A 15507-nucleotide genomic window follows, 5' to 3' on the forward strand; every position below is an offset into this window, starting at 1 on the left:
TTTATTTAAAAGTTAACTGAAAATGATAAGACATAGGTTGGTGGTATTTTCACACCGGGCCTAAATGCTCTAGGAAATGCTGAAAATAAATTCGCATCGTTAGAAAATGGAACAGATTCCGGGTCTATATTCTTTTTATTGGCAGACCATATAACGCCTAGATCCCTTACTTGGAATTGCATTTTTAAAGCCGAAATATTCAGCCTTTCCAATACGTTTTCATTAAAATTATATGCTAAGGTTATATCTTGTAGACGTACATGTGCCGCATCATGTATTGCAAAGTTTGAGTTGTTGAAAATTTCAAATCTGTTGAAATTTGTTTCACCGGGAGTAAAAAAATCGTCAACCGTTCTAGGTAGTGCGGGGATGTCCGTAAAAGCTTCGTCTCCAGGATTTTTCCATGCTCTTTCTACATCTTTATGAAATCCAAATTTAAGCTCGTCTATAGGGTATGCATATTTTGATGTTTTATCTTCTTCAAATACATGACCAAACTTATACGTTGCTAACGCAGACAAAGTGAAATTTTTGTAAGATATAGAATTTGTGAATCCACCGAAATGTGGTGCAACAAAGGGCTTGGTCGCTACTAAATCATCTGTGGTTAGTGTATTGTAATCTACATAGCCAACTCTATCTCCGTTTCTATTAAATACTTGTGGGTTTCCTTCGTTATCTAAACCGGCCCATGGAAACCGAACTCTGGTACTTATGTCCTCTCCTACTAATTCAAAACTTCCGTCATTTACAAATCCAACATAATTAAATATGTCTGAGGGAGCTGTTAAATTAAATTTTTTTACCCTGCTTTTATTATAAGAGTAATTAAGATTAATATTCCATGAAAAATCAGAAGCTCTTACTAGCTCTGTACCAAGTGAAACCTCAATTCCTTTATTATTAATAACACCTGTATTGGTTGAAAGGCTAGAAAATCCAGTAGTCGGGTTTATATTGGTTAATGCAATTAAATCATCGGATTCTCTATTGTAAACATCTACGGTTCCCCTCAATCGATCTCCAAACAAACCAAAGTCTAACCCTATATTGGTATTTGCTGTTTTCTCCAAGGTTAAATTTTTATTACCGGGATCCGTAATGTTTGCGCTTGGGCCTCCATTGATAAAGTCTGGGTTTCTACTGATACCTATTGTGGTTTTTGTAAATAATCGTCTTCTGAAATTACCGTTAATACCGTATGATGCCCTTAATTTTAGCTGATCGATAAAACTTACATTAAAAAACGATTCTCTATCAATATTCCATGATGCACCTACAGACCATAATTTATTCTTGCTTAAACGTTGGTTGATTCCAAATGCCGATGCTTGATCTAACTTTAAGGATGCATTAAGATTGTATTTATTGTCAAAACTATATACGGTGTTTGCAAAGCTAGATACCGTCCTAAAAATTTCATCAGGCCTAAACGCATCTCCAAAGGTCAGTGTTCCACCTAATTGGCTGCCGATTAAATTTCCTCGGTTATCTGTAGTGCCTTGTAATGATAATAATGATGCTGAAGTTCCTGATGCGTCGTTATAACCCAAACGGCGAAAACGCAGTTGGTTGTCTGCACTTTCATTAAACTCTGCACCTACCAAAACTGTTACAGAATGTATCGCTCCCAGGGTTTCATTAAATTCTAATGTTCCTCTTAAATTTTTATTTGTACGTTGCGTTTTTTGTACCTGTAATTCTCCTCCATAAGGTACCGCTCTTGCAACTCCCGCTCCTGTATCAAACCCAGTAATATATCTATTATTTAAAAATCTCATGATATTTGATCTGGGATCCAAATATTTGCGTAGGGTAGTTTCAATAATATTGTGCTGGTATTTTACATTGGCACTTAACCAAGTAAACGGTTTGTAGGTAAGCCCGGCCGCCAAACGTAAGTTTGTGGTTTTAGCAGAATCATCTATAAGGTTACGGTCGGTAATAGGGCTATAGGCCCTAGACTCAAAACCACGGTTCAAAAATTGATCTCTAACTAAAGGATGTACATTATATACCGTAGCCGGAGAGCCATCAGCGTTTTCTAAGTTTAAAAACCTAAATAAAAGCGGGTCGCCAGCAGCTGCATTACTGGTATAGGTTCTTGCTACTCCTATGCCATTATCGTTTTGTTCTGAAGTAGCATAAGACACATCGGCCACGGCCGATAACTTTTGACTTAGCTTAAAGTCAGAAGTCAATGACAAGTTTAAACGTTCAAACTCATCTCCGATATTAGGGCGTTTTTCATCAGTATGTGTGGCTGTTAGACTAAATTTTGCTATGCCTGAACCGCCATTGACATTTAAAGAATTTTGAAAAATTAATCCTCCCCGTAAAAAGTTATCTTCAAATTGAGAAAAATTGTCCACTCCTCTAAATGCTTCTAATTGTCGGTCGCGCTCTGCTTCGGAAATAAGCCCCGCATTAAAATCAACCCATACTTTTTCATATGCATTTATAGGACGGTACAAAGAGGCCAACGATGGATCTGTAGCATTAAGTGGAACCCCGGTTGTAAACAAATTAGAGAAAAAAGGATCTAACCTTAAACTATTATTAAAAATATCTAAAGAAGTATTACTGGAAGCAGCCTTATATTTATGTAAATCAATTTTTGACCCCGCAGAAAGGCTGGTGTTAAATGACACATTGACTTCTCCTGTTTTTCCTCTTTTAGTCGTAATTACCAAAACTCCATTAGATGCTTTAATGCCCCAAATAGCAGTTGCTGCAGCATCTTTTAAAACTTGAATGTCTTCAATGGTTTGTGGGTCAATATCATTAAAAGGTCCTTCATAAGGAAAACCGTCTAAAACAATAAGTGGTTGCTTATTTAACAATTCAATATCCGAACTTATCGGTTGATCTGTACTTGATGAAGCAAAAGTACTTTGCCCCCGTAATTGAAGTTCAATACGTTCTTGACCACCTGGAGGGGTCACACTATTTAAAATTAAACCAGGGGACAGACCTTGTAGTTTTTCATCTAAATTTACAGTAATCTGCCTATTAACTGCTTTAACATCTATTTTGTTTGCAGCAGCAGCAGATTGTATTTTTTGTGTTTTTGTTATACCTGTAATTACAACTTCTTCTAATTGATTTTGAGCTTCTATTAAAACTACATTATAGATTGTCTGATCTGGAACAATAATTTGACTAAAAGGTTTATACCCGATAAAAGTCACAATAAGGTATTGTCCTTCTTCTGCCTTTATTTCAAATTTTCCATCAAAATCTGTTTGTGTACCATTAATTAAAGAACTGGCATGACTATCTTGATAAGCTTTTGTTGACGTATAAACCGTAGCACCTATAAACGGTGATTCAAACTCGTCTACAACCGTTCCGGTTATTGTAAATGTGTCTTGTTTGTCAATTGTTGGTTTGTTCGATTTTATAGTAATTATATTTTTATCAATAGAATAATTGTAGCCTTTCGACAACAGACTATTCTTTAACAGTTTTTCAACTTTGATTTTTCCTTTTTTAAGATGCACCTTGGGAAAATCTTTAAAAAGAGCTTCTTGATAAATAAATCTGTAATCGGTTTGTGATTTAATTAAATCAAAGACTTCATCGACCGATAAAACCAAATCGCTTTCGATTATTACTTCAGGATTTTGAGAAAAACTCATCTTTGTGGTAGTCCCGAAGGCCAATGAACAGAAAAAAAGCAGTATAGATTTCATGGCAAAAAACGATAATCTATTCTTACCGGCAGCAGGGGTGTTCGTAAATTTAATTCCCATAAATTTGTTAGAGTTAGTTGGTTAAACATTATTTTTAGTTAGTTATATTTCAAAAAAGGGCAAGATGTCTAGAGCCAAATATTTTGGCTTATTTTTTATTTTAATCGTACGGTTTTATCTTTTATTTGGTAAGAATTGATAAAGCCCGATCCTAAAATACTATTTAGTATGTCTTCAATTTCTTGTTCTTTTCCCAATACCCCTATAAACTTGGTATTCTTTATATCTTCATTTTCGAAAATCACATCCATATCATACCATCTAGAAAGCACCTTCATAATTTCTTTTAAAGGCTTTCCATTAAAACTAAAAACACCTTTTCTCCATGATATTATATCATGCACATTAATATCATTTCGTTTTTGAAAACCTTTATCTGTACCAACAATAGATTGTTCACTAGGGTTTAAGAGCATTTTATCATGGGCATTAGATACCGAAACTTTTCCTTCAACCAAAGTTGTATATACATGATGCTCATCTTGGTAGGCCTTAATATTAAACTCAGTTCCTAAAACTTCTACCTCCTGAAATTTAGTCTTTACCTTAAACTTGTCCCCATTGTGTGCCGAACTAGGCGAAACTGAAAGGTAAATTTCCCCATAAAGCAATTCTACTTGCCGTGTTTGACCTTCAATAAAAGTTTTGGGGTATTTCAATTGGGTTTCTGAATTAAGCCAAACCTTGGTGCCATCCGATAAATTAATAGAAAATTGACCCCCTCTCGGAATTGTCAGGTAATTATACACCAGTTCTACATCTTCTTCATTATCAACATCGGCCTCATACACAAGTTGCTCGCCATCACTATCAATATTTTGAGTTTGAAATGAGGTTCCTTTTTCTAATATAATTTGTGAACCATCTTCTAAAGTCAATGTCGCCTTATCAGTACCCGATTCAATTTGATTGTTTACGATAACAGGAGCTATAATTTGGGACTCACTATCATTTACACTATTTAAAAACAATGAGAGTGTCACAATTATCAATACTGATGCAGCAATAGCCAGTTTGTATATCGGGTTCCGTTTTATTCTATAGACCAAGGTCTTCTCTTTTCTAATTATTTTTAGAAAATCCTCTACGGCATTCTGAGCTTTAGCAGCATTAATGTTATAATTTATTGCCACATGTGTCTCAACAAAATTTTGGAACAACACTCTATTCTTAGGGTCTTTTACCCATTCTGTTAAGATTTCCAGATCTGCCGGAGTAGCTGAATCCGTGAAGAATTTCACTAGCAATTTTTCTATATTTTTTGCCATATTCTATTTAGTGTGGTTTTACCTATAACCAAGCCGAAATCGAATACCCTTGCTTTTTTTTTCTTTTTTTATATTTGGCAGTGATATTTGCTTAGATTTAGTTTTTCTGCGTTATGTCATCAGAATTTGAAAGCACTAATGATTTAATCGTTCATCTTAGAAATGGAGATGAAAATGCGTATATACACCTTATTAAAACGCATCATAAAATGCTTCTTAGTTATGCGACCAGCCTGACCAATGATTATAGCAAGGCCCAAGATGTTGTACAAAATGTATATCTAGACATATGGAAGGATAGGAAGAAATTAAAAAATACTATTTCCCTAAAAAGTTATATGCATAAGGCAACCTATTATAAATTTATTAACCAATACCATAAAAATAGAGCTTTATCTTCTTTAGAACGCATTTATATAGATACCCTTGATCAAACACTCGATGATAGTAATGCTAAATTATTAAATCATAAAATGAATTTAGTTGCCGAAGGTATTAGTAAGTTACCTAAAAAATGCAAAGAAACTTTTTTATTGAGCAAAAAAGAAGGGCTTACAAATATTGAAATTGCCGAACACTTGAATATATCCATTAAAACTGTAGAGGGCCATCTTACCAAAGCCTATAATTTACTTAGAAAACAGATCGGTTCTAAGCTAAAACAGTTATTATTATTAATATTTAACAACATGAAAAAAGTTTAATTTCTTTTGTTCCAATTTTTAAAATAGTTCAGGTTGCTTTGTAAACATTGCAAAAATATAATGTTCTAAATACAAAAAGCCGTTATTAATGTTAAGAGGGAGTCGATAGAAAAAACACCCCAGGATTTCCAGGGGTGCTTAGCTAATTCAAATAATCTACCCAATGTTCTTAAACAGAACAAAGTATTGTTTAAAAACTATATTGTTTTGAGAGCTATTTTTTTAATTCTCAAAAACCTCATTTTCAATACGGTTTTTTATAGTACACATTGTACATTTTATCTATCTAACAACTCTTCTAGCTTTTTATTTAACTCTTCATGTCTCATTTTGTTAGCTACAATAACACCATTACCGTCTACTAGATAATTATCTGGAATACTGCTCACCCCATACATTTTAGTAACAGGGCTTTTATGTGCCAATAGATCGCCTACATCTATCCAGGGCATATTTTCTTCTTTAGAAGCCTTGGCCCAACGATCTTTACTATCGTCCAATGTAAACGATACTATCTCAAATCCTTTATTGTTAAATTTTTTGTAGGTCTTCTTAAGATGTGGAATTTCCGCTCTACATGGGCTACACCAAGATGCCCAAAATTCTACCAAGGTATATTTGTTTTTTTTCAGTACATCCGCTAACCTAAATTCTTCCCCATTTAAATTTTTAGCAGAAAAATCTTTTATTGCCATACCAACGCCAACCGTCTTTTTATTCTTATTCATCGTTACAAAACTTTTATAAAGATCTCTAACGTTTGTCATTTCTGGTGTTAGGGCTCCAATCTCTTTTTCCAGGGCTTTTAATTCACTCTCTGGATCCACTTGAACTCTTGAATGCGCTATAGCCAATAATCTTGCATAAGGATCTTTATGGTTTGCTCTTAAATCGTCATATAAACCTTGAGTATATCGGTTTAAATCATTATTTAACTTAAAAAAAGCACCTGTACCTGTGGTATCTTTAGGTGATTTACGATTGGCCGCCATCTGATCCGCATATGCTTTAAGGGTATTAAACTTTTCTATACGTGTCACATCATACCTTATATCGTTAAGAACGATGTCTGTATATTTTCCGCTCGTTTTATGGCTTTTGGGTTTAAAGTTAAAATTAGGCGCAAGTGAATCATAATCTACAGTAATTTCACCATGTTCTAATATAAAGTCACCTTTATAATACTTCCATTCTCCTTCTTTATCGTAAATACCAAAATACGCGTATTCCGGATGTTCAATTTTACCTTGAACAGTGAAGCCTCCATTTTTAATAATAGGGTCATGAACCAACTTAATTCTAGAAGGCGTAGTGTCTTTTACCGAAATTCTAAAATGATCGCCATTATATTTATCCCAACCAGAAGCAGTTATCGTATATGTTATATCTTTTATGGTTTCTTTTTCTTCTACACTATTTTTCTTCTCATTTTTACAAGAAAAAAGGGCTATAACCGCTAGAATTAATAAAATTTGTTTTTTCATTCTTAGTTATTTAATTCTTTTCTATTTATTGACACTAGAAATAGCAAAAAGGATTGCCAATTCTCGCTCTTGAGATGGTCTTGGTGCACTAGCTCTTACTATTTTTCCTTCTTTATCAATTAAGGTAAATCTAGGAATGCCACTAATACTTAAAAAGTCCATTAAGGTTCTGTCACCTTCAATATTTACTTGAACACCACCTAACTTTTCGCTAGCTACCATTTTTTTCCAAGCAGAAATACTTTGGTCCGAAGAAATACTTAAGAATACAATATCTTTATCGTGATATTTCTTTTCAAGCTTTTTTAAGAACGGTATTTCTGCTTTACAAGGTGCGCACCAAGTTGCCCAAAAATCTATATACACAAATTTTCCTTTAAAATCTGATAAGGATACTTTTTTACCATTAACATCATTATATGTAAAATTAGGCACTGGAGCACCTTCTGCTACTAATAGAGAATTAGCATACGATTCTTCAACTTTTTTAAGGTATTCTTTATTTGTTATTTTAGTTTTTAATGCTTCAAATAATGCTTTTGCTTCTGGCTTTTCTATTTCAGAAAAATTGAATCTTAAATTGGTTAAAAATTTGTTTTTAAATTCTTGATTGGTAAACATTTTATCAATCTTAGCAACTGCTTTTTTCCAATCTGCATCACGAGATTCAATAGCTAAAAACTCGGTATAAGCATCATTAGACGCAAATAAGAATTCATTATTATAATCATAAGTGTCTTTAAAATCGTAATAATCTGTTGGAATGTTTTTTGTTTTTTGTTTAAAATAATGATCTGTTCTCATCTCATACCAACTTAACATTGATACTTTTTTAAACTCTAAAAACTGTTGTTTTAAATACACAAAATCTTTATGCAACCCTGGATTATTTGTAACGAATTCGTTTAACACATTAAGTTGCTCATTATAAATTTTTGTTACTTTTTCTTTATATAATGTAGCATCGTTTAATTTATCTTTACTTACAAATTGATAAAAACAGTAAGCATCCATCAATTCTTCAGTTTTATGTTTATTAATAAACGTGTTTTCTTTTATTAAATCTCCTGAAAACTTTAAAGTAGGGTTGTTAGGTATTAAAAAAGCACTATTACCCAATACATTTTTACTTGGATTTGTTGTTTCTACATCCATAGAAAATTGTGTTGTTTTTCCTGGTTCCAGATACAAATCATACGCTCCTTTCATTGTGGTTAAAACGTAAAAACCAGGACGTTTTAATTCTTGCTTTATTTCAAAAGCTTTATTTTCATTTAACGTAATATCTAAAGGTTTTGAACTATTTCCTTTAAATACAATTTGAAATAATAAACTATCTTTAGTTACATTTAAAAATTGTCCTTTTAAAGTGGCTGGTTTAGTTTGAGCTGAAATTTTAGTAGTTATTGAAATTGCAATTACTCCTATTAAAATAAGCAATATATTTTTTTTCATTTTTTATGAATTTATCATTTTTTCTAATGAAGAAGTTGAGCTTATTCGCCCAATAATTCTTCTAATTTTTTGTCCAATTTTTCAGATATAATTTTGTTAGCAACGATTACTCCATTACTATCAACTAAAAAATTATCTGGAATAGCAGTAACCCCATACATTTGCACAACTGGACTTTTATTGGCTAACAAGTCACCAACATTTATCCAAGGCATATCTTCTTCTTTTGATGCTTTAACCCAACTGTCTTTGGAGCTGTCTAATGTAAAAGACACTATTTCAAAGCCTTTATTATTAAAGCGTTTGTATATTTTTTTTAAGTGTGGAATTTCTGCCCTACAAGGACTACACCAACTTGCCCAAAACTCTACTAAAGTGTATTTATTTTTCTTTAAAACATCGGCTAGTTGAAATTCTGTACCATTTAAATCTTTGGCAGAAAAATCTTTTATAGCCATTCCTACTTCTACCGTTTTTTTGTTTTTTGTGTTAGATAAATATTGTTCAAAACGAACTTGTGCATGTATCATTTCTGATGTTAAAGCTCCTATTTCTTTTTCTAACGCTTTTAATTCACTCTTTGGATCTACCTGAATTCTTGAGCGTGAAATAGCCAATAATCTAGCGTAAGGATCTTTATGATTTTTTCTTATGTCTTCATATAAACTCATCGTATAATCTTGTAAATCATCATTTAACTTAAAATACATAGCTGTACCAGTTGTGTCTTTTTGAGATTTACGATTAGCTATCATTTGCTCAGTATGGGTATTTACTTTTTCAAACTTTTCCATACGTGTTTTATTATATCGTACATCATTAAGTATTAAATTAGTGTATTTTCCACTGGTTTTATGACTAACATCTTTAACACTAAACTTAGGGGTAAGTGAATCATAAACTACAGTTATGTTTCCTTGTTCTAATATAAAATCGCCTTTATAATATTTCCATTCACCTTCTTTATCATAGATACCAAATAAAGCATATTCAGGATGCTCTATATTTCCCTTTATAGTAAATTTTCCATTTTTAATGATTGGTTTACTAACTAATTTGGATCCACCAGGTACTGTGTCATTTACAGAAACATGAAAATAATCTCCTTCATATTTCTCCCAACCAGAACCTGTTATTGTGTATGATGTATTTTTTGATTTAGGAGTGTCTTTCTTTTCATTTTTACAAGAAAAAAGGGCTATAACCGCTAGAATTAATAAAATTTGTTTTTTCATTCTTAGTTATTTAATTCTTTTCTATTTATTGACACCTGAAATAGCAAAAAGTGTTGCAATTTCTTTTTCTTGTGACGGTCTTGGTGCATTGGCAGCTACTATCTTCCCTTCTTTATCAAGTAAAGTAAAACGAGGAATACCACGAATGCCTAAAAAATCCATTAAAGAATTGTCTTCTCCAATATTAACCTGCACGCCACTAAGGTTTTTATCAGCAACCATTTTTTTCCAAGCTGAAATACTTTTGTCAGAAGAAATACTTAAAAACACAATGTCCTTATCGTGATATTTTTTTTCAAGTTTTTCTAAATGCGGAATCTCAACCTTACAAGGACCACACCAAGTTGCCCAAAAATCTATATATACAAACTTGCCTTTAAAATCCGATAAGGATACGTCTTTATCATTAACGTCTTTATAGGTAAAGTTTTCTACTGGGGTGCCTTTAGCAACTAGCAACGAATTACCGTAGGCTTCTTCTACTTTTGCAAGTAATTCTTTGTCCGTTATTTTACCTTTAAGTACTGCTAAAAGTTCTGGAGCTTCTTTTTCTTTATCAAGATTTGTAAAGTGATATTTTAAATTAGCCAAAAACTTATCTTTAAAATCTTGTCTTGTAAATAATGATTCTATTTTCGTTACTGATTTTTTCCAATCATTGCCCCCACATTGGATGCTTAAAAATTCTGGGAATTTAGATTCCGATTTGTATAGAAAGTCATCATTATAATTAAAAGTCTTTTCAAAATCATAATAATCCGCTGGCATGTTTTTTGCGTCTTCTTTATAATAATATACTGTTCTCATTTCGAACCAACTTAACAAAGACACCTTCTGTAATTCTAATTGTTTTCGTTTTAAATACACAAAGTCATCATGTAAATCTGGGTTTTTCTTGATGAACTTGTTTACTATTTCTAATTGTTCATTATATAATTTTGTGATTTTTTCTTTGTAAAGCACACCATCATTAAGTTTGTCTTCTTTCATAACTTTATGAAAGCCTACCAAACCAATAATTTCAACTGATTTGTGTTTGTTTATAAAGGTGTTTTCTTTTACTAAATCGCCAGTAAATTTTAATGTCGAATTATTAGGCAAATAATAGTTATTAAAAGGACTTTTAGCGTATTGTGGTGGATCTGTAACATTGGGATCCATAGAGAACTCAACTGTTTTCCCTGGCTCTAAATAGATATCGTATGATCCTTTTGCAGTGGTCATAGTAAAAAACCCTGGGCGTTCCATTTCATAATTTAATTCAAAAGTAAAATCATCATTTACAGTAACATCCAATGCTTCTCTACCTTTGCCATTAAATTTTATCTGAAAATAAGTGCTATCTTTCTTATAATTAAAAAACTTCCCTTTTAAAGTAGCTATATTGCTTTGGGTTATTTCCGCTGAAATATTAGCAACATGTTTAATTTCTTCTTTTTTATTATTAAAAGACATTAACAATGCTCCTAATAAAGTGAATATTAAAAATTTTTTCATTTTTCTTATTTTATTTTTTTAACTATCTATTTTTAATTTTTTAATAACTCTTCCAGTTTTTTATCTAATTTCTTACCTCTTAAATCTTGTGCAATAATTTTTCCTGTTTGATCTACTAAAAAATTTGCAGGAATACCATTTACGCCGTACATTTTTACAACTGGACTTTTACGAGCTAACAAATCGCCTGTGTCTATCCACGGTAATTGCTCTTCTTTAGATGCTTTTACCCAAGATTCTCTTTTGTGGTCCAAAGTAAAGGAGACAATTTCAAAACCTTTCTTATTATACAGTTTATATGCCTCTTTCATATGAGGTATTTCTGCTCTGCATGGACCACACCAGCTTGCCCAAAATTCTACTAGAGTGTATTTGTTTTTCTTTAATACATCTGCTAAATGAAATTCTTCTCCAGATAAATTCTTAGCTGTAAAATCTTTAATAGCTTTTCCTACACCTACGGTCTTATCATTATTGATAATCTCCATACGGTTTTTATAGTCATAACGAATAGCTGTCATTTGTGGTGTCAACTCCCCTATTTCCTTTTCTAACTTTTGAAGCTCCAATTCTGGATTAATAAGTGGTAATCCTTTAGCTATTGCCAACATTCTGGCATAGGGGTCTTTATGATTGTTTCTTATGTCTTCATAAAGTTCTTTGGTGTAATTGTTAAAAGCATCGTTTAACTCAAAATACGCTTTGGTATCGTCTGTATTTTTAGATATTTTATATTTTTCACTAGCTTCATTTTGTGCTATTCGTAAAGCTTTCAATTTAGCAACACGTTCTTTTTTATATCTAACATCATTAAGTATCAAATCATTGTATTTACCCGTTACTTTATGAGATCTAGATTTAAGATCATAACTTTCAATTAAGGTGTCATATACCGCTTTAATGATACCATGTTCTAAAATAAAATCACCTTTATAATACTTAAATTCACCTTGCTGGTCAAAAAGACCAAAATATGCATATTGTGGGTGCTTTATATCTCCAGTAATGGTAAACGATCCATTTTTGATAATAGGCTCATGAATAACTTTAGTTCCTCCAGGTACCGTATCTTGAATTGCTATTTGAAAAACATCGCCTTCAAAAACATTCCATCCAGAACCTGTTATCGTATATTTTATATCTTCCTTTTGAACAATAGTATCTTCACTTTTTTTAATTTCTTTACAGGAAATAAAGAAAATTACTGCCATCATTATTAGTACATTTCTTTTCATTTTAAAACTGTATTTATAATTAATTCTTGAAAAGTTCTTCTAGTTTTTTATCTAATTTTTCTTTTCTAAGATCTTCCGCTATAATGATGCCTTCTGAGTTTACTAAATAATTATCTGGAATGCTTCTAACCCCATACATTTTTGCAACCGGACTTTTCATAGCTAATAAATCACCTATATTTACCCAAGGGAAATCTTCTTCTTCTGAAGCTTTAATCCACCGATCTTTTTTATGGTCCAAACTGAAAGAAACTATCTCAAAACCTTTATCGTTAAATCGTTCATATGCTTTTTTCATATGTGGTATTTCTGCCCTGCAAGGGCTACACCAACTCGCCCAAAACTCGATTAACGTGTATTTATTCTTCTTCAATACATTGGCTAAATGAAAATCATCGCCACTTAAGTTTTTGGCGGTAAAATCCTTAATGACCTTACCAATGCCCACTGTTTTACTATTTTTACTTCGAAGAACTCTTGAATTATAATTAAAAAGTATATTGGTCATTTCGGGCGTAAATGCTCCTATTTCTTTTTCTAATTCTTTGAGTTCAAAACTCGGATCCACATTTATATGACCTTGAGACATTGCCAATAAACGAGCGTAAGGATCTTTATGATTATGCCTAATGTCTTCAAATAAGGCTAAATTATAGTCTTTGTAATCGTTTTGAAGTTTAAAAAAATGATTTACTATGGCTGTATCTTTATAAGTTTCTTTATTTTGTTTGTCGGCAAAAGCTCTAAAGGTTCTTAATTTTTTTAATCGTATTGGGTTATTTCTAACTTGGTTGAGTATAATTTGGTTGTAATGCCCTCCGTCTATTCTATGAGTATTTTGGGCAACAACATTACTTTTTATTAAGGTGTCATAAACAATGTTGATTTTTCCAGCCTCAAAAATAAAGTCTCCTTTATAATATTTCCATTCTCCTTTCTGATCGTAAATTCCAAAATAGCCATATTGTGGATGTGCTATATTGCCTTTAACAGTGAACGAACCGTTTTTAATAATAGGTGCAAATAGTTGTCTGGAATTTCCTGGTACGGTATCGGCTATGGTTATTCTAAATTCATCTCCTTCAAATGCTTCCCAACCAGAACCTGTTATGGTATATTGGGTGTTGTTTTCTTTAGCAACTTTTTCTTTAGTAGAATTTTTACAGGAAACTAAGACTAGAATTAAAATCGTTGGTATTAATACTATATGTTTTTTCAATCTTCTATTTTTATAATAATATTGATTTTTCTTCTACATACATATAACAAGTACTCTATAGGTTTAATAAACGATGTTAAGAAGGGTGAACAAGTACTTTTTAAAGAAGTTATTGTAGTTGTAATATTAATAAGGATTTTACCTTATTCTATGTTCAATAAACCCTTTCAATAGTATAAAGAGGATATCAAATGTTATAATGATATTGATATCCTCTTTATTAATATTTATCTGTCGTTTTGCTCTAAATTAGGGTTTAGTAATACCACTTTTGGTGGAATGGCCATTACATATCTATTAGATCCAGGTTCTAAAGTAACAATTGTTCCTGCTGCATCTCTTGTAAAGGTTGGTATGGTTCTACCTTCTGTATGATATCGTTTTAAATCAAACCAATTTAAACCTGTAAAAGCTAACTCACGTCTTCTTTCATTCAATACCTCTTGTAAAGCTTCTTCATCGGTTGCATAATCCATAGGATCCAATTGACCTGTACCTGTAGTAAAACGTTTTGCTCTTAACAAGTTTAAATCTGCAATAGCTCCATCTTTATCTTGATTTCTTGCTTTAGCTTCTGCTCTTATTAATAGAGTTTCTGGGGTAGATACTAATATAGTCCTGTCATAACGTCTATCTCCGTTAAGAGCAAAGCTATTAATCCCTCCATAGGCAAAATAAGATCCAAAGAATGAAACGTCACTATAATGTCTCCATCTTAAATCATTTATTTTGTCGGTATATAGAGCTTCCAAACCAGCAGAATAACCCGCAATTCCAAAAATGAAACGAGTTGTGTTTCTATGAAGTACAATTTCTTCATTGTTTAAATAAGCACCATCATTTTCTATACCTGCGTAAGGGTGATCAGGAAAAGTAGAGCTATCTGCCGGGTCTGGTAATGTAAAATCATTAAAGTTTATTAACTGTCCATGATCTGTAAATGAATCATCAGCATACGACTGAGCTTTTTCAAAATCACTCATATATAGGTATACTTTTGCTAATAGACCATTAACAGCTGCTAATGAACCTCGCTTTGCCTCTCTAGGTCTAACAGTTCTTACTAAATCTTTAGCTGCCATAAGATCAGCAATAATTTGGTCGTACACTTCTTGTACTGTAGCTCTAGCTTGTGGCTCTTGAAAAACGTCTGCTTTTAAGACAATAGGCACGCCTAAATCCGTGCTAGCAGAGGCAGCATTATAATGCTTAGCATAAAGGTTTACCAATAAAAAATAAACGGCCGCTCGCTCTGTTAAAGCATCTCCTTTTACAAAAGCTCTCAAACTTTCAGACGAACCTGGGGCATCATCTATATTTGCCAAAATCTCATTAGCAACAAATATAGATTGATATGCATTGTTCCAATCACCATCATCTTGTTCTTGAGTATATAAAAAATCCTTCCATTCAAATACATTTAGAGCAAGTTGGCCTAGAAAGGAGATACCAGCATGTGCTGCACCATTATCAGGGTCAAGATATGGGAGATTGTTCCCTATTAAATCTTGCAAATTATTAAGCATCAGATCATAATCTTCAACCGTTTCGGGTATTACTACGCCTTTGGGAGTCTCATCTAAAAAACTGTCATCATTACAAGAAAAGAACAATAATGTTATTAGAAAACTGTATATAATATATTTTTTCATGAT

10 protein-coding genes are annotated in these 15507 nt (G+C 32.2%); 1 reads left to right on the forward strand and 9 read right to left on the reverse strand.

The window, feature by feature from the left end:
• Positions 1-5: 5 nt before the first annotated feature.
• Positions 6-3755 carry a SusC/RagA family TonB-linked outer membrane protein gene (locus ACKWB9_RS06075; RefSeq protein ID WP_414002109.1) on the reverse strand — a complete coding sequence of 1250 codons (3750 nt, stop codon included), beginning with the start codon at positions 3753-3755 and terminating at the stop codon, positions 6-8.
• 95 nt (positions 3756-3850) lie between these two features.
• Positions 3851-5023, reverse strand: a complete 1173-nt coding sequence (locus ACKWB9_RS06080; RefSeq protein ID WP_414002110.1) for a FecR family protein — start codon at positions 5021-5023, stop codon at positions 3851-3853.
• 113 nt (positions 5024-5136) lie between these two features.
• Here ACKWB9_RS06080 and ACKWB9_RS06085 point away from each other — a divergent pair, with 113 nt between their 5' ends.
• Positions 5137-5727 carry an RNA polymerase sigma factor gene (locus ACKWB9_RS06085; RefSeq protein ID WP_414002111.1) on the forward strand — a complete coding sequence of 197 codons (591 nt, stop codon included), beginning with the start codon at positions 5137-5139 and terminating at the stop codon, positions 5725-5727.
• A 278-nt stretch (positions 5728-6005) separates the two neighbouring features.
• On the opposite strand, the gene ACKWB9_RS06090 is transcribed toward ACKWB9_RS06085, so the two are convergent.
• The 7 genes from ACKWB9_RS06090 to ACKWB9_RS06120 form a co-directional block, all read right to left on the reverse strand.
• The gene (locus ACKWB9_RS06090) at positions 6006-7211 is read right to left on the reverse strand and encodes a redoxin domain-containing protein (RefSeq protein ID WP_414002112.1); all 1206 of its coding nucleotides are present in this window, start codon (positions 7209-7211) and stop codon (positions 6006-6008) included.
• Between the two features lie 21 nt (positions 7212-7232).
• On the reverse strand, positions 7233-8666 hold the full coding sequence (locus tag ACKWB9_RS06095) for a TlpA family protein disulfide reductase (protein ID WP_414002113.1): 1434 nt from the start codon (positions 8664-8666) through the stop codon (positions 7233-7235).
• 41 nt (positions 8667-8707) lie between these two features.
• A complete protein-coding gene (locus ACKWB9_RS06100) occupies positions 8708-9901 on the reverse strand; it encodes a redoxin domain-containing protein (RefSeq protein ID WP_414002114.1) in 1194 nt (397 codons plus the stop codon).
• 21 nt (positions 9902-9922) lie between these two features.
• Complete coding sequence (locus tag ACKWB9_RS06105) at positions 9923-11398, reverse strand: TlpA family protein disulfide reductase (protein ID WP_414002115.1); 1476 nt, start codon at positions 11396-11398, stop codon at positions 9923-9925.
• A gap of 32 nt (positions 11399-11430) precedes the next feature.
• On the reverse strand, positions 11431-12633 hold the full coding sequence (locus tag ACKWB9_RS06110) for a TlpA family protein disulfide reductase (RefSeq protein WP_414002116.1): 1203 nt from the start codon (positions 12631-12633) through the stop codon (positions 11431-11433).
• 19 nt (positions 12634-12652) lie between these two features.
• Entirely contained in the window at positions 12653-13852 is a 1200-nt protein-coding gene (locus ACKWB9_RS06115) for a peroxiredoxin family protein (RefSeq protein WP_414002117.1), read from the reverse strand.
• 227 nt (positions 13853-14079) lie between these two features.
• Positions 14080-15504, reverse strand: coding sequence for a RagB/SusD family nutrient uptake outer membrane protein (locus tag ACKWB9_RS06120; RefSeq protein ID WP_414002118.1), 1425 nt, complete (start codon positions 15502-15504; stop codon positions 14080-14082).
• Positions 15505-15507: the final 3 nt, after the last annotated feature.

The sequence above is a fragment of the Maribacter spongiae genome, from assembly GCF_047345125.1.
Taxonomy (GTDB): domain Bacteria; phylum Bacteroidota; class Bacteroidia; order Flavobacteriales; family Flavobacteriaceae; genus Maribacter.